This is a genomic window from Dokdonella sp. (assembly GCF_035511235.1).
Classification (GTDB): domain Bacteria; phylum Pseudomonadota; class Gammaproteobacteria; order Xanthomonadales; family Rhodanobacteraceae; genus Dokdonella.
In genome coordinates this window covers 116,559-134,748 of record NZ_DATKFQ010000035.1, presented here as the reverse complement: position 1 = coordinate 134,748, position 18,190 = coordinate 116,559, and the positions used below count along the sequence as shown (strand labels likewise).

Sequence of the window (18,190 nt, the reverse complement as noted above, 5' to 3'; positions counted from 1 at the left end):
GGGATGGGCGTCCAGGCCGCATTGGGCCCCGGGGGAGGCGCAAGTTCGTATCGACGCCATGACAGCCGATCCGTTGGTGACGCCGCTGCTGTTCGAGGCGATTCTCGCCGCGTCCGGCAATCTGGTCGCGCTCGAAACGGACGATCCCGACGAGGCCGTCGTCCAGTTTCGTCAGCTCGCGCTGCGCTCGGGGCGGTCGATCTACCTGTGGGATCCGGTGCGGGGCATCCGCTCGCTGCGCGAGCCGGACGTATGGGTGGCCGGCACGCAGCGCCTGGCCGACGCGCTGCGCTACATCCTGCAGAGCATGCATTTCGGCGTCTACCTGTTCCGTGGGTTCTCCGATCAGCTCCGGCCGCCCGCGCCGGTGCTGCTGCGCCGCATCGGCCGTCTGCGCGGCGGCCATGCCCGCAAGCTGGTGCTGATAGGCGGACCGTCCGAGGTGCCCGACGACCTCCGCGCGCTGTTCGACCTGCTGCCGGAGGTCCGGCGCGCGCGGCAGCGTCCGCGGCTGCGCGACGGGCGCTGGATGAGCTGATGCAATGACCCAGGGCGAGCAGGCAGGCGAACGGCGGCGCGGCGCGGTCCTGATCGTGTCCGGCGACGCGGACGATCGTGACCGGCTGTGCGCGGTACTCGATGCGCTCGAGTTCGACGCGATCTACGCTGTGGCCGACGTGGTCCAGGCGCGGCTGGTGCTCGGTCAGATCGCACGTCTGAATTTGGTGCTGCTGGCGCTGTCCGGAGACGATCGCGTCGCGGCGACGTTCTGCACCGAGCTGCGTCAGGCGGCCCCGCTCGATCCGCCGGCGATCCTCGCGCTGATCCGCGCCGACGCGCTGGCATCGGCCAGCGGACGGGGCTATCTGTCCGGCGGTCTGGTCACCGACTGGATCGCCTCGCCGGTCGTCGCCGAGGAGGCGCTGGCGCGTATCGCATCCGTGCTGGACGGGCAGGTGGCGCACGCGGCGTCTCCACTCGTGGCCGTCGGCGAGCGCTACCGCTTCGCGTTCGACGACAGCCACGAGGAGCTGCTGATCGTCGACGTCGAGAGCGGGCGCGTGGTCGACGCCAATCCGGCCTTCCTGCTGCGCTCGGGACACGCCCGCGTCCAGGTCGTCGGGGCACGCGCGGAGGCCTTCGACGGCTTTCCGTCGGTCGAGTCGCGGCTGGAATCGCTGAATCGCCTGGCCGGCGAAGGACGCGCCCGATTCGCCGGCTATCGCCAGCGCGCCGACGCCAGTCGCTATCCGGTGGATGCGGAGGTCCATCTGGCGCTCAGCGCCGGGCGGCCGGTTCACGTCTACACGTTCAGGGATCCTGGCGATCTGGGCCGATACCGCCTGGCGATGTCGACGCTGACCGCGATCCATCGCACCGCGGGCGGCGAGCTGGCGGTCCAGCAGATCCTGCGTCACGCGATGGACTGGCTCGAATGCGACTGGGGCGTGGTGGCGATGCTGTGTCCGGAGAGCTCGGAATTCACGCGCGTCATCGCCGCCGACGACCGCGCGCTGCCGTTCGGGCTGATCGAGAGCAGCGACCGCGAACCGCTGCTTCGTCTTCTGGTCGAGGGCGACGATCTGCTCGAGGGCAACGAGGCCTGGCGCGTCGTGCCGGCCGACAGTCTGCTGCGCGCGCGCCGCTACGAGTGCCTGATCGGCTTTCCGCTGCGCGACGAGCGTGGCGGCGTGCTCGGCGCCTGGCTGATGGCGCGCGCGCTGCCGCTGGAGATCGACGCGCTGATCCGCGACAGCCTGCAGATCATCGCCACGCGGATCGGGCTCGACCTGGAGATCCGCCAGGCCCGCGAGCAGGGGCGTGCCCGCGGGCTGCGCGATGCGTTGACCGGGCTGCCCAATCGCCTGCTGTTCGGCGACCGGCTCGATTCGACGCTCAAGCAGGCCCATCGCACCGGCGAGAGCTTCGCCTTGCTGTTCGTCGAGCTCGATCCGATCCACGCCGGCGCCGCCGCGTCGCCGGCATCGAGCGATCGCGTGCTGCCGGTCGCCGCGCAGCGGCTGCGCGCCTGCGTGCGTGGCTACGACACCGTTGCGCGCTATTCGGGCTGCGAGTTCGTGGTGATCCTGCGTCACATCGTCAAGCGCGAGGACGCCCTGCGCATCGCCGAGAAGATCGTCAGAGCGATGGACGCGCCGGTGCCGGTCGAGGACGGTCCCGGTCACCGCATCCGCACGACGATCGGCCTGAGCTTCCATCCCGACGACGCGATCGCCGCCGACCGGCTGCTGCTGCACGCCGAGGAGGCGATGCAGGCCGCCAAGAGCATGGGGCACAGCAATTACCAGGCCTACGTGCTGGTGCCCGAGGAATCGCAGCGGCAGCGTCTGGCGCTCGAACAGAAGCTGCGCAAGGCCGAGCGCAACGGAGAGCTGCGCGTCTACTACCAGCCGCAGATCGACGGGCGCACCGAGGACATCGTCGGCATGGAGGCGCTGATCCGCTGGGAGAACCCGGAGCTGGGCATGATCAGCCCGGGCTTCTTCATTCCGCTGGCCGAGCAGACCGGCCTGATCGTCTCGCTGGGGCAGTGGGTGCTGCGCGCGGCCTGCGCCGACGCACGGCGCTGGCAGGCGCGCTTCGACCTGCCGCTGCGCGTCAGCGTCAATCTGTCCGCCCTGCAGCTGCGCCAGGCCGACTTGGTCGAGCGGATCGCCGCGATCCTCGCCGAGACCGGCCTGGATCCGCGCTCGCTGGATCTGGAGGTGACCGAGAGCATCAGCCTCAAGGCGATCCCGAACCTGCTCGACACCCTGCAGGCGCTGCGCGAGATCGGCTGTCGGACCTCGATCGACGATTTCGGCACCGGCCAGTCGTCGCTGGACTACATCAAGCGCTTTCCGGCCGACAGCATCAAGATCGATCAGGCCTTCGTCCGCAACATCGGGGTCGACCCGGACGACGAGGCGATCGTGCGCGCGACCATCGACATGGCGCACAGCCTCGGACGCAGCCTAGTCGCCGAGGGCGTCGAGGTCGAGCGGCACGTCGATTTCCTGCGCGCGCACGGCTGCGACGTGCTGCAGGGCTACCTGTTCTGCCGGCCGGTGCCGGCGCCGGCGTTCGAGGCCATGCTGCTCGAGCGCGAGCGGGTGTTCCGGCGCATCGCCGAGCCCTCCGGCGCGTCCTGAGCCGGCAAATGCGACACTATCCGGCACGGCCGGCGCGTGTCGGCCGATGAAACTTATTCGAGTATGGATGGTCTAGTCTGCCGCTCGACCCGCCCGGGCGATCATCGACAGACCCTTTGGGAGATGGGCCCGGATGGGCGAAACTGAGTTGGATCAGGCGCTGGTGCAGCGCGTCCAGCACGGAGACAAGCGCGCGTTCGATCTGCTGGTGCGCAAGTACCAGCACAAGATCGTCGGCGTCGTTTCCCGCTACGTGTCGGACTGGAGCGAGGCCCAGGACGTCGCGCAGGAGGCGTTCCTGCGCGCGTATCGGGCCATCGGCGCGTTTCGAGGCGACAGTCAGTTCTACACCTGGATGTACAAGATCGCGATCAATACGGCGAAGAACTGGTTGGTGTCGCAAGGCCGCCGACCGCCGACCGAGGACGTCGCGGTCGAGGATGCCGTTCAGTTCGAGGGGGCGCTGCGTCTCAAGGAGACCGCTACGCCCGATCGCGAGCTGATGCGCCAGGAAATTGAACGAACCGTGTTCCAGACGGTCGAAAGCCTGCCGGAAGAACTGCGGACCGCGATCACCCTGCGGGAGGTCGACGGGCTCAGTTACGAGGAGATCGCCGAATCGATGAACTGTCCGATCGGCACCGTGCGTTCGCGCATTTTCCGGGCGCGCGAAGCCATCGACGAGAAACTGCGTCCGCTGCTGTCGGACGAGGAAGGTTGATCTAGCCATGAGCCACGAGTACCGCGAGCACCTTTCCGCCCTGATGGACGGCGAGCTTCGGCGTGACGAGAGCCGCTTCCTGCTGAAGCGGCTGGAGCGCGATGCCGACCTCGGCGCCGTCTGGACCCGTTATCACCTGGCCCGCCAGGTGCTGCGCCGGCAGGACATCCACGCGTTGCGGCCCGACTTCTCCGCCGGCGTGTTCGCGCGCATCGAGGCGGAGAACCTGCAGCCGGCGCGGCGCGGCGCGGCATGGGTGCGCTGGGCCTCCGGGGGCGCGGTCGCGGCATCGGTCGCGGTCGCCGCCCTGGTACTGACGCCGCCGGCCGTGGACACCGCCGATGCGCCCGCGACGCAGCCGCGCATAGCGGCCTCGCGCAGCGGTGGCGCGCCGGTCGCGGCCGCGCCGGCCTCGGTGTCGACGTTGCCGCAGGACGTGCGCACCACCTTGCCGGGGCCGGTCATGGTCCCGCTGCAGCCGGCCTCGGCGACGGTCGGCGAGGCCGACTGGGCACAGCCGGCCGCCGCGCTCGATCCGCGTCTACAGTCCTATCTGATCCGTCACTACCAGGCCGTCGGCGCCGCCGGCCAGTCGGCCGTGGTGCCGTACGTGCTGCTGTCGACGCCGGCGCAGTCCTCGCCGGCGCCGGCCGACGCGCCCAAGCGCTGAATTCCCGCCTCACGCCGGTGTGCAGACGATGACGTTCAGGGATGGACTGCGGCGCGCATGGACTGCCGGTCTGATCGCCTGGTCGGTCGTCGCGACGCTGGCATCGGCGCAGGACCTCGAAGCGCCGGAACTGCTCAGCCGAATGAACGCGGCGATGCGCGATCTGGACTACCACGGCGCGCTGATCTACCAGCACGGCAGCCGCATCGATTCGCTGCGGCTGTTCCACATGGGCGGCGAGAACGAGCGCGAGCGCCTGGTCAGCCTGTCCGGTCCGCGCAACGAGATCATCCGCGCCGGCAATACGGTGACGTGCATCCAGGGAACGCGCGTGCCGACGGTGTTTCCGTCGGCACGCCAGCAGCTGCTGCCGCTGCTGCCCGATACCCGTGACGAGCGCTACCGTCTCTCGTACGCGACCCGGCTCGCCGGCACCGACCGGGTTGCCGGTTACGAGGCGCGCATCGTCGAGATCGTGCCGCGCGACGGCTATCGTTACGGTTACCGGTTGTGGATCGAGCGCGACTCCAGTGCGCTGCTGCGCGCGGCGATGGTCGGCAGCGACCAGCGCCTGCTGGAGCAGTTCATGTTCGTCAATCTGACGCTCGGCGCGCCGAGTGCGGCCGATCTGCTGCCGAGCCGGCCGATCGATCAGGCGACCACCCCGGCCGATGAGCCGATGCTGCGCGACGGCGGACGCTGGCAGCTCGGCGATCTGCCGGCCGGCTTCACGCTGAGTGGCCGCCGCCGGCCGGCCGACGGCGGTCCCGATGCCGAGCATCTGGTGATCTCCGACGGTCTGGTCAGCGTATCGGTCTACGTCGAGCGGCGCACCGGCGATTCGCCGGAGACCGACGTGGCGATGTCGCGCGGCGTGCTCAGCGTGTACACGCGCATCGTCGAGCCCTGGCGCATCACCGCGCTCGGCAATGCACCGAAGGAAACGATCGAGAAGATCGCCCTGTCGGTCGCTTCCGTGGCTTCGCCCCGATGAAGCCGCGCTGAAAATCGCCGTGGGCCTGCGCTGCGCCCCTGGAACTTTGCGCCGATGCCCTCATCCAAGCGGTTCCCCAACATCCGCGACAACTTCCCACAGGTATTGCCATGACCCCGTCCTTCACGCGTTGGTTGCTGGTCCCGTTCGTCGGCCTCGCCGTCGCAGCCGTGCAGGCAGCCGACTTGCCCGACTTCACCGATCTGGTCGACCGCTACGGCGGTGCCGTCGTCAACGTCGAGGCCACCGGCAGCGTCGATACCTCGATGCAGGACGACGAGCAGCAGGTGCCCGAGATCTTCCGGCGCTTCTTCGGTCCCGGCGGTCCGGGCGGCGCGATGCCGCGCGCCCAGGGCCCGCGCCGCTCGCTGGGTTCGGGTTTCATCATCTCCGCCGACGGCTACGTGCTGACCAACAACCATGTGGTCGAGGGCGCCGACGAGGTGCGCGTCCGGCTGTCCGACCGCCGCGACCTGGAGGCCAGGATCATCGGTACCGATCCGCAGACCGACATCGCGCTGCTGAAGGTGGAAGCGTCGAGCCTGCCGTCGGTCACGCTCGGCGATTCGAGCAAGCTGCGCCCGGGTCAGTGGGTGGTCGCGATCGGCTCGCCGTTCGGTCTGGATCATTCGGTGACCGCCGGCATCGTCAGCGCGATCGGCCGCAATACCGGCGCAGGCCAGCAGTACGTGCCGTTCATCCAGACCGACGTGCCGATCAACCGCGGCAACTCCGGCGGCCCGCTGTTCAATCTGGACGGCCAGGTGGTCGGCATCAATTCGCAGATCTTCTCGAACACCGGCGGCTACATGGGCGTGTCGTTCGCGATTCCGATCGATCTGGCGATGAACACGGTCGACCAGCTCAAGACCAGCGGCCGCGTATCGCGCGGCATGATCGGCGTGCAGATCCAGAACGTCGACCGCGAGACCGCCAAGGCGCTCGGCCTGCCGCGCAGCGGCGGCGCGCTCGTCAACAACGTCACCGCCGGCGGGGCCGCCGACAAGGCCGGCGTGAAGCTGCAGGACGTGATTCTCGGCTTCAACGGGCAGGAGGTCGTCAGCTCGGCCGATCTGCCGCCGCTGGTCGGCATGACCAAGCCGGGCTCGAAGGCCGAGCTGTCGATCTTCCGCGACGGCAAGACGATCAGCGTGCCGATCGTCGTCGGCGAGCAGCCGGCCGAACTGACGGCCGCCGCCGGCGGCGGCAGCGCGTCGGGCGGGGCGTCCAATCCGCTCGGCCTGACCGTCGAGAACCTGACGCCCGAGCAGCGGCGCCAGCTCGACCTGCAGGACGAGGGGGTGGTGGTCACCCGCGTCGGCGGATCGGCCCGGGCTTCGCAGCTGGCGCCGGGCGACATCGTGCTGCGCGTCGGCCGCACGCCGATCAAGACCACCGCGGACTTCAATGCGGCCGTCAAGGACGTCGCCCCGGGCGATTCGGTGATGCTGCTGGTCCGCCGTGGCGACGTCACCCAGTTCGTCGCGATCGGCGTGCCGAAGACGCGGGACAACGGCTGAGCCGAAGGCCGCCGGTGATTTTGATGAACGGCGCGCCCTTCCGGCGCGCCGTTCGCGTTTTGCGCAGCCCGGTCGCCGCGGCGGCGGCCGGTTTTCTGCGATAATGGCCGGCTTGCGCCGATCCGGCAGGCCCCTCCCTCATTCCCGTTGCGCGCCAGCTGATGGACCTTATCCGCAATTTCTCGATCATCGCCCATGTCGACCACGGCAAGTCGACCCTCGCCGACCGCATCATCCAGCTGTGCGGCGGCCTGGCCGAGCGCGAGATGGAAGCCCAGGTGCTCGACAACAATCCGATCGAGCGCGAGCGCGGCATCACGATCAAGGCGCAGAGCGTATCGCTGCCGTATCAGGCGCGCGACGGCAAGACCTACCAGCTCAACTTCATCGACACGCCCGGCCATGTCGACTTCTCCTACGAGGTCAGCCGTTCGCTGGCAGCCTGCGAGGGCGCGCTGCTGGTAGTCGATGCGGCCCAGGGCGTCGAGGCGCAATCGGTCGCAAACTGCTACACGGCGGTCGAGCAGGGGCTGGAAGTGGTGCCGGTGCTCAACAAGATCGACCTGCCGACCGCCGACATCGAGCGCTCGAAGGCCGAGATCGAGGCCGTGATCGGCATCGATGCCACCGGCGCGATTCCGATCAGCGCCAAGACCGGCCAGAACGTCGTCGAGGTGCTCGAGGCGATCGTCGCGCGCATCCCGCCGCCGAAGCCGCGCGATACCGACAAGCTGCAGGCGCTGATCATCGATTCGTGGTTCGACAACTATCTCGGCGTGGTCTCGCTGGTGCGTGTCATGCAGGGCGAGATCAAGCCCAAGGACAAGATCCTGGTGATGTCGACCGGCCGCTGGCACGAGGTCGACCAGGTCGGCGTATTCACGCCCAAGCGCCTGGTCAAGCCGCGTCTGAGCGGTGGCGAGGTCGGCTGGGTCACCGCCTCGATCAAGGAAGTCAACGGCGCGCCGGTCGGCGACACGCTGACCCTCAACGCCGACCCCGCGCCGCAGCCGCTGCCGGGCTTCCAGCAGGTGCAGCCGCGCGTGTTCTCGGGCCTGTTCCCGGTCTCGGCCGACGACTACCCGGCGCTGCGCGAGGCGCTCGAGAAGCTCAAGCTCAACGATGCGGCGCTGAACTTCGAGCCCGAGAGCTCCGAGGCGATGGGCTTCGGCTTCCGCTGCGGCTTCCTCGGCCTGCTGCACATGGACATCATCCAGGAGCGGCTCGAGCGCGAGTACGACCTGGACCTGATCACGACGGCGCCGACGGTCGTCTACGAGATCGTCAAGACCGACGGCAGCGTCGTGCTGCTCGACAACCCGGCCAAGCTGCCGCCGACGCAGTACATCGAGGAGACGCGCGAGCCGATCATCGTCGCCAACATCCTCACGCCGCCCGACCACATCGGCGCGGTCATCAAGCTGTGCGAGGAAAAGCGCGGCTCGCAGCGCTCGATCAACTATCTCGGCAGCCAGGTGCAGATCAGCTACGAGCTGCCGCTGGCCGAGGTCGTGCTCGATTTCTTCGACAAGCTCAAGTCGGTCTCGCGCGGCTACGCGTCGATGGACTACCACTTCGACCGCTTCCAGGCCGGCCCGCTGGTGCGGCTGGACGTGCTGATCAACGGCGAGCGCGTCGACGCGCTGAGCCTGATCCTGCACCGCTCCGCGGCCGACCGCCGCGGCCGCGAGCTGGTCGAGCGCATGAAGGATCTGATCCCGCGCCAGCAGTTCGACGTGGCGATCCAGGGCGCGATCGGCGCCCAGATCATCGCGCGCTCCACCGTCAAGGCGCTGCGCAAGAACGTGCTGGCCAAATGCTACGGCGGCGACGTCTCGCGCAAGCGCAAGCTGCTCGAGAAGCAGAAGGAAGGCAAGAAGCGCATGAAGCAGGTCGGCCGCGTCGACATTCCGCAGGAAGCGTTCCTGGCCGTGCTCCAAGTCGACAACAAGTAACGTTCAGAAGGAAACCGGCGTGCATTTCAATCTTGCCCTGCTCTTGGTCATCCTGACCGCCGTCAGCGGTCTCGTCTGGCTGGTCGACTGGCTGTTCTTCGCCAAGGCGCGGCGCCGCCGCGTCGAGGCGCTCGGGGATCTCGGCGCGCTGCCGGCCGAAGAACGCAGGCTGCGCGAGGAGGCCGCGCTGCGCGAGCCGACGCTGGTCGAATACGCGCGCTCGTTCTTCCCGGTGCTGCTGCTGATCCTGGTGGTGCGTTCGTTCATCGCCGAGCCGTTCAAGATCCCGTCCGGCTCGATGATGCCGACGCTGCTGGTCGGCGACTTCATCCTCGTCAACAAGTTCTCCTACGGCGTGCGCCTGCCGGTGCTCAATACCAAGGTGCTCGACACGGGTGCGCCGCAGCGCGGCGACGTGGCGGTGTTCCGCTTTCCGCGCGATCCGCGGCAGGACTACATCAAGCGCGTGATCGGCGTGCCGGGCGACCAGGTGACCTACCGCAACCGGACGCTCTACGTGAACGGCCAGCCGGTGCCCGATACCTACATCGGCCCCTATGTCGGTCCGTCCGAGCCGGGCGGCCCGAATCTGGCCGGCGCCCAGGTCAAGGACGAGAACCTGCTCGGGGTCGAACACCGGGTGCTGATCCGGCCGAACCAGCCGCCGGGACCCGAAGGCACCTGGACCGTGCAGGAGGGGCAGTATTTCGTGATGGGCGACAGCCGCGACAACAGTGCCGACAGCCGCTTCTGGGGTTTCGTGCCCGAGGAGAACCTGGTCGGCAAGGCCTTCTTGATCTGGATGAACTGTTCAGGCAGCTTCTGCACCGGCGGCTTCGATCTCTCGCGCATCGGAACCGTCATCCGTTGAGCCGCGGCCGATCCGGCGCGGCGCCGTGCGTCGCGTCCGCCATCGCCTCGAGGGGATCACCCATGTTGAGTCAGCGCCATTCCAGCACCTGCGCCGCCGGCGGCCGGCAGCGCGGCATCACCCTGATCGGCTTCCTGTTCATGCTGGTCATCGTCGGCTTCTTCGCCTACCTGGCGATGCGGCTGATTCCGGCGTACACCGAGTACATGGGCGTCGTGAAGTCGATGGAGCTGGTCAAGAACGAGCCCAACTCCGCGCAGGCCTCGCCCGAGGAGATCCGGCGCAGCCTGATGATCAAGTTCGATACCCAGTACGTCGACTCGCAGAGCGTGCCGCCGCAGGCGATCACCGTGCTGCGCCAGGGCGGCGATGCGACGCTGCGCGTGGCCTACGAGAAGCGCATTCCGTTCGCCTACAACGTCGACCTCGTCGTCAGCTTCGACAAGTCGGTCAATCTCGGGGGCGGCTATTAAGGCCGACCAGGCCCTGGGGCATGCCTTCGCCGATGCGCGCCTGCTGCAGCAGGCGTTCACCCATCGCAGTGCCGGTCGCCCGAACAACGAGCGGCTGGAGTTTCTCGGCGACAGCCTGCTCAACCTGATCGTCGCCGAGCTGATCTTCCAATCCCATCCGCGCGCCGACGAAGGCGAGATGACGCGACTGCGCGCCAGCCTCGTCAACGGCGCCGCGCTGGCCGGCCGGGCCCGCGAGGAAGCGTTCCCGGAGCGCCTGCGGCTCGGCAGCGGCGAGATGAAGAGCGGCGGCCATCGCCGCGATTCGATCCTGGCCGACGCCTACGAGGCGGTCGTCGCCGCGATCTACCTCGACGGCGGATGGAACGCCTGTCGCGAGGCGGTCAGGGCGCGCTTCGGAGCGGCCGTCGAGGCCGCGCCCCGGCGCACCGAAAAGGACCCCAAGACGCGTCTGCAGGAGCTGCTGCAGAGCGAGGGTCTGCCGGTGCCGACCTACGAACTGGTGGCCAGCCGCGGCGAGGAGCACGCGCGCGTGTTCGAAGCGCAGTGCTGGATCGAGGCCTTCTCGATCCGCACCGCGGGAGAGGCCTCGAGCCGCCGTGCCGCCGAACAGATCGCCGCCGCCGCGGCGCTCGACCAGCTGATCGAGAAGCTCGACCGATGAACACCGAAAAATCCGCTACGCCGTATCGATGTGGGCGCGTCGTCCTGATCGGACGCCCCAACGTCGGCAAGTCCACCTTGTTGAACGCCCTGATCGGCGCCCGGTTGAGCATCGTCTCGGCCAAGCCGCAGACCACGCGGCATCGCATCGTCGGCATCGCGACACGCGAGGATGCGCAGATCGTCTTCATCGACACGCCGGGCCTGCACCGGTCGGGCGGGCGCGCGCTGAACCGCCACATCAACCGCGTCGCGCGCCAGGCGCCGGAAGATGCGGACCTGATCGTCCACGTCGTCGACGCGCGGCGCTGGAACGAGGAGGACGAGGCGGTCTGGCAGCTGATCGCCGCGCATGCCGCGCCGAAGCTGCTGGTGCTGAACAAGGTCGACCTGATCGAGGACAAGGCCCGCCTGCTGCCGCTGGCGGCCGAGCTGACGCGCGAGCGCGACTACGCCGGCGTGCACTACGTCTGCGCGCGGCGCCAGCACGGTCTGGCGGCCCTGCTCGACGACATCGCCGCGCGCCTGCCGGAAGGGCCGGCGGCGTTCGAGGAGGACGAGCTGACCGATCGCAGCGAGCGCTTCCTCGCCGCCGAACTGGTGCGCGAGCAGCTGATGGTGCAGCTCTCGGCCGAGCTGCCATACGCGACCACGGTCGAGATCGAGCGTTTCGAGGAAGACGGCGCGATGGCGCGGATCGCCGCGGCGATCTGGGTCGAGCGCGAGGGCCAGAAGGCGATCGTGGTCGGCAAGGCCGGCGAGCGGCTCAAGGCGATCGGCACCGCCGCACGGATCCGCATGGAGAAGCTGTTCGGCCGCAAGGTGTTCCTGCAGCTGTGGGTCAAGGTGCGCGAGAACTGGAGCGACGACGAGGCCGCGCTCAAGCGCCTCGGGCACGACGGCTGACGCCGTGTCGCGCGTCGAGGGCCAGCCTGCCTTCATCGTCCATGCGCGCGCCTATCGCGAGAGCTCGCTGCTGCTCGAATGCCTGACGCCCGAGCACGGCCGGGTCGGCCTGATCGCGCGCGGCGTACGGCGCGAGCGTACGCGCACGCCGCGCGGTCTGCTGCAGCCGCTGCAGCCGCTGCGTCTGGACTGGATCGCGCGCGGCGAGCTCGGCACGCTGACCGGCGTGGAGTCGGCCGGCGCGCCGCCGCCGCTGCGCGGCGAGGCCCTGCTCGCGGCGATCTACCTCAACGAGCTGGTGCTGCGGCTGATCGCACGCGGCGATCCGCAGACAGCCCTGTTCGATGCGTACGCGACGTGCCTGGCGCGGCTCGGCCACGGCCAGACCTTGAGCTGGACGCTGCGGCGCTTCGAGCGCGACCTGCTCGCGCATGCCGGCTACGCGCTGGTGCTCGACGTGCGCGGCGACGACGGTTCGGCGATCGAGCCGGCGGCCGACTACGTCTACGATCCGGAGGCCGGCGCGGCGCCGTGGCACGGCCAGCCCGGCGCGTCGCGCGTGAGCGGCGCCAGTCTGCTGGCACTCGCCGAGGATCGCGTGCCGTCCGCGGAAGGACTCGAGCAGCTGCGGCGCCTGATGCGCACCGTCATCCGCCATCACCTCGGCGGCGGCGCGCTCAACGCCTGGAGCATGACCTTGTCCGGCATTACCCCAGCAGCCGGTTGATCGCGGCGCAGCACGCGCGGAACTCGCCGATCGCCGTTTCGGGCCAGTCCTGTCCGGCATCGAGGGCCTGCTGCACGCCGTCGATCGCCGAGGTCAGCGCCGGCACGCCGCAGAAGCCGGCCGAAGCCGCCAGCCGGTGCAGCCGGTCGCGCAGCGCGGCGCGATCCTCGGTCGCTGCGATCTCGCCGAGCTCGCGCGGCAGTGCCGTCAGTTCCTGATGCAGCAGCACGCGCAGGGCGCCGACCACGCCGGCGTCGCCGCCGCTGGTCCGCAGCGCCTGCGGATCGTCGAGCCAGAGGCCGCGATCGTGCGGCAGCCGCAGCTCGGGCAGGTGCTGCAGCAGCACGGCATGCAGCGTCTGGATGCGGGTCGGCTTGACCAGCACCGCATCGAATCCGGCCGACCGCAGCGCGCGGTGGAGCTGGCCGTCGCTCGAGGCCGTCGTCGCCAGCGCCGGCGTGAGGCGCTCCGGGCCGGACCCGGAGCGGATGCGCCGCAACGCGCTCGCGCCATCGAGCTGCGGCATGCGCGCATCGAACAGGAACAGATCGAACGGTTCGGCCGCGGCCATGACGGCGGCCTGACGGCCGTCGCTCGCGAACGCGCACTCGGCGCCGACCTGCCCGATCGCCTCGGCGAAGAATCGCAGACTCAGCGGATTGTCGTCGGCGACGAGGATGCGTGGCACGGCGATCCCTGCATTGAGGCCGTCTTCATCGGCTCTGATGTCAGAATGGCGCCTCATGAAGAACCCGTCAACGCCGCTCCTGCGCCGCTGCGCATCGCTGCTCGGCTGTGCCGCCATCGCGATCGCGCTGCCGATCTCGGCGGCAGCGGGCCGGATCGCGCTCGGCATCGACCGGATCGACGGCCCCGATCTGCGTGCGGAGGCTCTGCGGCTGATGGTCGACGAGGCGGCCGCCACCGCGACGATCGAGCTTGCCCGGCTCGAGGTGCCGGCACTGTCGTGGTCGCAGGGACCGCTGCGCTGGCACTGCCGTCTGCGGAACGAGGATGGGGTGTCGGTCTGCAGCGGGCGCATGCAGACCGGCGAGGTCGACGGCGAGTTCTCGATCCGGGCCGACGCGCGGCACGTCCGCCTGAGCTTCGAAGACGCGCATACGCAGGTGCAGCTGGCGATCCCGCGCGGCGCCGGTCCGGTCGCGATCACGACGCGCGCCCTGCCGCTCGCGCCGCTGGGTGCGATGGCGGCCGGCAGCCTGCCGGAAGGCCTGTCGATCCGTGCAGGCACGGTCGACGGCGATCTCGAATGGACGTCCGAATCGGGTCTCGAGGGCCGCCTCGCCTGGTCCGGTCTGACGGTCGAGGACCGCGTGCGAGGCTGGCGCATCGACGAGGCGGATGGTGCGGGCCGGATCGCCGTGAACCCGGCCGATCCGCTGCGCGTACACGCGCAGGCGCGTCTCGGTCGCGGCGTCTATTCGGGTGCCGGGCAGCGGATCGCATTGTCCGGCGGACCGGTCGACCTGCGGCTGGACCTGCGCCGCGGCGACGGCACGCTGTGGCAGGTCGATCGCTTCGAATGGCGCGATCCGGGCCGCATCGAGGTCTCGGGCAGCGCGACGCTCGATGCCGCTGCGGCCGAGCCGCTGCGGCACCTGGCCTTGAACGTCGAGCGCAGCCAGTGGCCCGAGGTCGTCGAGCGCTATGGACGCGCGGCCTGGAGCGCGGCCGGACTCGACGGCGTACACGTCTCCGGCATCGCGCGCGGCCGCCTGACCGTCGAGGACGGTGTGCCGGTCCATGCGGATCTCGATCTGGAGCGCTTGAGCCTGCGCGAGGCGACGGGCGTCCGGCTCGACGGCGTGCAGGGCGCCCTGGCCTGGCGCGCACGCGGTAATGCGCCGGCGACGCAGATCGGCTGGCGCGCCGCGTCGTTCGACGGCTTCGCGCTCGGCCGCGGACGGATCGGGGTCCAGCAGCGGCAGGGCCGGTGGATGCTCGCCCGTGCAGCGGCGCTGCCGCTGCTCGGCGGCGACCTCCGCATCGAGCATCTGGTGTTCGATCCGAACGATGCCGGCCGGCCATGGCTCGACGCGCGTTTCGCGGCATCCGGTCTGGCCTATGACAGCGCCGACGGCCGCTACGGCGCGGCCGGTCTCGCGGTCGGCGGCTCGCTGACGCTCGAGGGCGCCTATGCGCAGCCGCGCGCGCGTCTCGACGCGCGCGTCGACGGCGGCGAGCTGCTGGCCGGCACGGTCTACGTGAAGTTTCCGACCGAGCCGGTGCGTATCGGCCTCGATGCCGAGCTCGGCAGCGAGCGGATCCGGCTGCACGCACTCGAATGGATCGACCCCGGCGTCGCGGACCTTCGTGCGAGCGGCGTGCTGCGGCGCGTGCCGGCGCTCGCGCTGGCCTCGCTCGAACTGGACCTGCGTCGCGTCGAGCTGGGGCCCGCCCTGGCGCGCTACGGGCGCACCGCGCTGGCCGCCAAGGGCTACGACGGGCTCGAGGCCGAAGGCGCGCTGAGCGGTCATCTGATCTTCGACGAGAGCGGCATCGAGCGGTTCGATTTCGCCGCGCGGCAGGTCGGTCTGCGCGATCCGGGCGGCCGATTCGCGGTCGCCGGCCTCAGCGGCGGCGTCGACTGGCGGCATCGCGCCGATCGGCCGGCGACGACGCTGAGCTGGGAATCGATGGAGATCCTGCAGCTGCCGTTCGGTGCCGCGCATGCGAGGTTCGAATCGAGGAACGGACGCATCACGCTGGCCGAGCCGATCGGCATCGACGTGCTCGGCGGCCAGCTGCGGCTCGAGCGGCTCGATCTGCAGCCGCGTTCCCCGCGCGGCGAGCGCTACAGCGCCTCGTTCGCGATCGCCGCGATCGAAATGGCACAGCTGTCGCAGCTGCTGGGATGGCCGAGCTTCCCCGGCAACCTGTCCGGCGGCATTCCCGAGGTCGTGCTCAGCGGCGACACGATCGAGCTGCGCGGCGGCCTGGACCTGTACGTCTTCGACGGCTATCTCGGCGTCAGCGGCCTGCGCCTGGAGCGTCCGTTCGGCATCGCCCCGTCGCTGGCGGCCGACGTGCACTTCCACAACTTCGACCTCGAGCAGGTCACCAGCGCGTTCTCGCTCGGCGGCATGAGCGGGCGTCTGGACGGCACGATCGGCGGCCTGCGTCTGGTCGACTGGGGACTGGTCGGCTTCGACGCCTGGCTGCGCACCCAGGCCGGCGGCCGCATGAGCTACAAGGCCGTCAACGACGTCGCCTCGCTCGGCGGCGGCGGCGGGCTCTCGGCCAACCTGCAGACGATGGCGCTGCAGCTGTTCGATACGTTCGGCTATCGCCGCTTCGGCCTGCGCTGCCGGCTGCGCGCCGAGGTCTGCACGATGGGCGGGATCGAGCCGGTGCCTCCGGAAGCCGGACCGGCGAGCGACGGCTACACTATCGTCGAGGGCGCCGGGCTTCCGCGCATCACGATCGTGGGGCACCAGCGCCGCGTCGACTGGCCGGTCCTGGTCGAGCGCATCGTCGAGGCGACCACCGGACAAGGGCCGATCATCCAATGACACGTACTCGAACACGGTAAGGAGCAGGACATGCGCAAGCTCGTCGTCTGGTCGGCACTCGCTCTGGCAGTCACGCTGCCGGTGGCCTGCGTCACGATCAATGTCTACTTTCCGGCGGCGGCGGCCGAGAAGGCCGCCGAGCAGTTCGTCGGCCAGGTGTTCGGCGATGCGCCCGAGTCGCGCTCCGCCGAGCCGCAGCCATCCGAGTCCGAGCCTCAGCCCGAGCGCAAGCCGCCCGGCGCGATGATGCTGGATCTGCTGATCTCCAGCGCACATGCGCAGACGCCGGACATCAGCATCCAGACCCCGCAGATCCAGGCGATCCAGTCGCGCATGCGCCAGCGCTTCGACGGACGGCTGGCGGCGGCGTTCGCATCGGGCGCGATCGGCCTGACCCGCAACGGCGAGATCGCGATCCGCGATGCGGCGTCGGTTCCGCTGGCCGAGCGCGCCGCGCTCAATCAGGCGGTCGCCGACGACAATCGCGACCGGCAGGCCGTCTACCGCGAGATCGCGATCGCCAACAACCACCCGGAGTGGGAAGCACAGATTCGCGAAACCTTCGCCAAGCAATGGCTGCAGCAGGCGCGCCCGGGTTGGTACTATCAGGATGCTTCCGGCGCCTGGAAGCAGAAATAGTCCGCGTTTCCCCCGTCATTTCCCTTGGCGCCCCGCCGCGCGGCGGGGTGCCCGATCGAGCCATGCAGCCGCTAGCCGAAGTCGACATCACCGATCTTTCCCACGACGGACGCGGCGTCGCGCGTATTCAGGACAAAGCCGTGTTCGTCGCCGGTGCACTGCCCGGCGAGCGTGCGCGCATCCGCATCGTGCGCCGTCACCGCAGCTTCGACGAGGCCAAGGTCGAGACGCTGCTGACCCGTTCGGCGGACCGGATCGAGCCGCGCTGCCCGCATTTCGGCAGCTGCGGCGGCTGCGCGCTGCAGCACCTGCCGGCCGACAAGCAGATCGCCGCCAAGCAGCGCGTGCTCGCCGAGAATTTCGAGCGCATCGGCAAGGTCACGCCGCAGCATTGGCTGGAACCGCTGAGCGATGCGCCGTGGGGCTACCGCCGCAAGGGCCGCCTGTCGGTCAAATGGGTCGAGAAGAAGGGCAAGGTGCTGGTCGGGTTTCGCGAGGACGATCCGCGCTTCGTCGCCGATCTTCGCGTCTGCTACACGCTGCTGCCGCAGGTCGGCGAGCGCATCGAGGCGCTGGCGGCGCTGATCGGCGGCCTCGAGGCCAAGCGCGACATCGCGCAGATCGAGATCGCCGCCGACGACCATACCGTCGCGCTGGTGTTCCGCCATCTGGTGCCGCTGCAGGACGGCGATCGCGACCGGCTGATCGCGTTCGGCCGCGAGCACGGACTGGCGATCCTGCTGCAGCCGAAGGGTCCCGACAGCGTGCACATGCTCGACCCGCCGACGATCGACCTCAAGTTCGGCATTCCGGCCGCCAACGTCGAACTGGCATTCCGGCCGCTCGATTTCATCCAGGTCAACGCCGGCATGAACCAGCGCATGATCGCGCAGGCGCTGGCGCTGCTCGATCCGCAGCCGCAGCATCGCGTGCTCGACCTGTTCTGCGGGCTCGGCAACTTCACGCTGCCGATCGCGCGGCTGGCCGGTGCCGTCACCGGCGTCGAAGGCGAAGCCGGCCTGGTCGCGCGTGCCGCCGACAACGCGCGAATGAACGGCATCGACAACGCGGCGTTCCACGCCGCCGATCTCAGCCTGGATCAGCGCGGCGCGGCCTGGGCCAGGGCCGACTACGACGCGCTGCTGCTCGACCCGCCGCGCTCGGGCGCGGCCGCGGTGCTCGATTACCTGCCCGGCAAGCGCACGCGGCGCGTCGTCTACGTGTCCTGCCATCCCGGCTCGCTCGCGCGCGATGCCGGCCTCCTGGTCGAGCGGCACGGCTTCGAACTGCTGCGCGCCGGCGTCATGGACATGTTTCCGCACACCGCGCACGTCGAGTCGATCGCGCTGTTCGAGCGTTGAGGCGC

At 69.8% G+C, this 18,190-nt stretch carries 16 protein-coding genes; 15 read left to right on the top strand and 1 reads right to left on the bottom strand.

Translation table 11 applies throughout. The features are described from left to right. Window positions 1-58 precede the first annotated feature (58 nt). The 12 genes from VMR06_RS14880 to recO all read left to right on the top strand — a co-directional run bounded on the left by VMR06_RS14880 (window position 59) and on the right by recO (window position 12,652). On the top strand, window positions 59-538 hold the full coding sequence (locus VMR06_RS14880; RefSeq protein WP_325377679.1) for a hypothetical protein: 480 nt from the start codon (window positions 59-61) through the stop codon (window positions 536-538). A 4-nt stretch (window positions 539-542) separates the two neighbouring features. Continuing rightward, window positions 543-3,152 carry a bifunctional diguanylate cyclase/phosphodiesterase gene (locus VMR06_RS14875; protein ID WP_325377677.1) on the top strand — a complete coding sequence of 870 codons (2,610 nt, stop codon included), beginning with the start codon at window positions 543-545 and terminating at the stop codon, window positions 3,150-3,152. A gap of 133 nt (window positions 3,153-3,285) precedes the next feature. After that, window positions 3,286-3,873 carry an RNA polymerase sigma factor RpoE gene (gene rpoE / locus VMR06_RS14870; protein ID WP_325377675.1) on the top strand — a complete coding sequence of 196 codons (588 nt, stop codon included), beginning with the start codon at window positions 3,286-3,288 and terminating at the stop codon, window positions 3,871-3,873. Between the two features lie 7 nt (window positions 3,874-3,880). Next, window positions 3,881-4,543, top strand: a complete 663-nt coding sequence (locus tag VMR06_RS14865; RefSeq protein WP_325377673.1) for a sigma-E factor negative regulatory protein — start codon at window positions 3,881-3,883, stop codon at window positions 4,541-4,543. A gap of 28 nt (window positions 4,544-4,571) precedes the next feature. Continuing rightward, the gene (locus VMR06_RS14860; RefSeq protein WP_325377671.1) at window positions 4,572-5,537 is read left to right on the top strand and encodes a MucB/RseB C-terminal domain-containing protein; all 966 of its coding nucleotides are present in this window, start codon (window positions 4,572-4,574) and stop codon (window positions 5,535-5,537) included. A gap of 110 nt (window positions 5,538-5,647) precedes the next feature. After that, a complete protein-coding gene (locus VMR06_RS14855) occupies window positions 5,648-7,057 on the top strand; it encodes a DegQ family serine endoprotease (RefSeq protein WP_325377669.1) in 1,410 nt (469 codons plus the stop codon). Between the two features lie 161 nt (window positions 7,058-7,218). Next, window positions 7,219-9,012 carry a translation elongation factor 4 gene (gene lepA, locus VMR06_RS14850; RefSeq protein ID WP_325377667.1) on the top strand — a complete coding sequence of 598 codons (1,794 nt, stop codon included), beginning with the start codon at window positions 7,219-7,221 and terminating at the stop codon, window positions 9,010-9,012. Window positions 9,013-9,031: 19 nt separating this feature from the next. Further along, on the top strand, window positions 9,032-9,883 hold the full coding sequence (gene lepB, locus VMR06_RS14845) for a signal peptidase I (protein ID WP_325377665.1): 852 nt from the start codon (window positions 9,032-9,034) through the stop codon (window positions 9,881-9,883). Between the two features lie 62 nt (window positions 9,884-9,945). After that, window positions 9,946-10,356, top strand: coding sequence for a DUF4845 domain-containing protein (locus VMR06_RS14840; protein WP_325377663.1), 411 nt, complete (start codon window positions 9,946-9,948; stop codon window positions 10,354-10,356). Next, on the top strand, window positions 10,337-11,020 hold the full coding sequence (gene rnc, locus VMR06_RS14835; protein ID WP_414648152.1) for a ribonuclease III: 684 nt from the start codon (window positions 10,337-10,339) through the stop codon (window positions 11,018-11,020). The genes VMR06_RS14840 and rnc overlap by 20 nt, the downstream gene beginning before the upstream one ends. Then, entirely contained in the window at window positions 11,017-11,925 is a 909-nt protein-coding gene (gene era, locus VMR06_RS14830; protein WP_325377661.1) for a GTPase Era, read from the top strand. The genes rnc and era overlap by 4 nt, the downstream gene beginning before the upstream one ends. Before the next feature lie 4 nt (window positions 11,926-11,929). Then, entirely contained in the window at window positions 11,930-12,652 is a 723-nt protein-coding gene (gene recO, locus VMR06_RS14825; protein ID WP_325377659.1) for a DNA repair protein RecO, read from the top strand. On the opposite strand, the gene VMR06_RS14820 is transcribed toward recO, so the two are convergent. Then, the gene (locus tag VMR06_RS14820) at window positions 12,633-13,340 is read right to left on the bottom strand and encodes a response regulator (RefSeq protein WP_325377657.1); all 708 of its coding nucleotides are present in this window, start codon (window positions 13,338-13,340) and stop codon (window positions 12,633-12,635) included. The two genes, recO and VMR06_RS14820, sit on opposite strands and share 20 nt — an antisense overlap. A gap of 55 nt (window positions 13,341-13,395) precedes the next feature. Here VMR06_RS14820 and VMR06_RS14815 point away from each other — a divergent pair, with 55 nt between their 5' ends. From VMR06_RS14815 to rlmD, 3 genes are all read left to right on the top strand, one after another. Continuing rightward, a complete protein-coding gene (locus VMR06_RS14815; protein WP_325377655.1) occupies window positions 13,396-16,185 on the top strand; it encodes a hypothetical protein in 2,790 nt (929 codons plus the stop codon). A gap of 30 nt (window positions 16,186-16,215) precedes the next feature. After that, window positions 16,216-16,824: a YdbL family protein gene (locus VMR06_RS14810; protein WP_325377653.1), complete on the top strand. Its 609-nt coding sequence runs from the start codon at window positions 16,216-16,218 to the stop codon at window positions 16,822-16,824. A gap of 62 nt (window positions 16,825-16,886) precedes the next feature. Then, entirely contained in the window at window positions 16,887-18,185 is a 1,299-nt protein-coding gene (rlmD, locus tag VMR06_RS14805; RefSeq protein WP_325377651.1) for a 23S rRNA (uracil(1939)-C(5))-methyltransferase RlmD, read from the top strand. Window positions 18,186-18,190 lie beyond the last annotated feature (5 nt).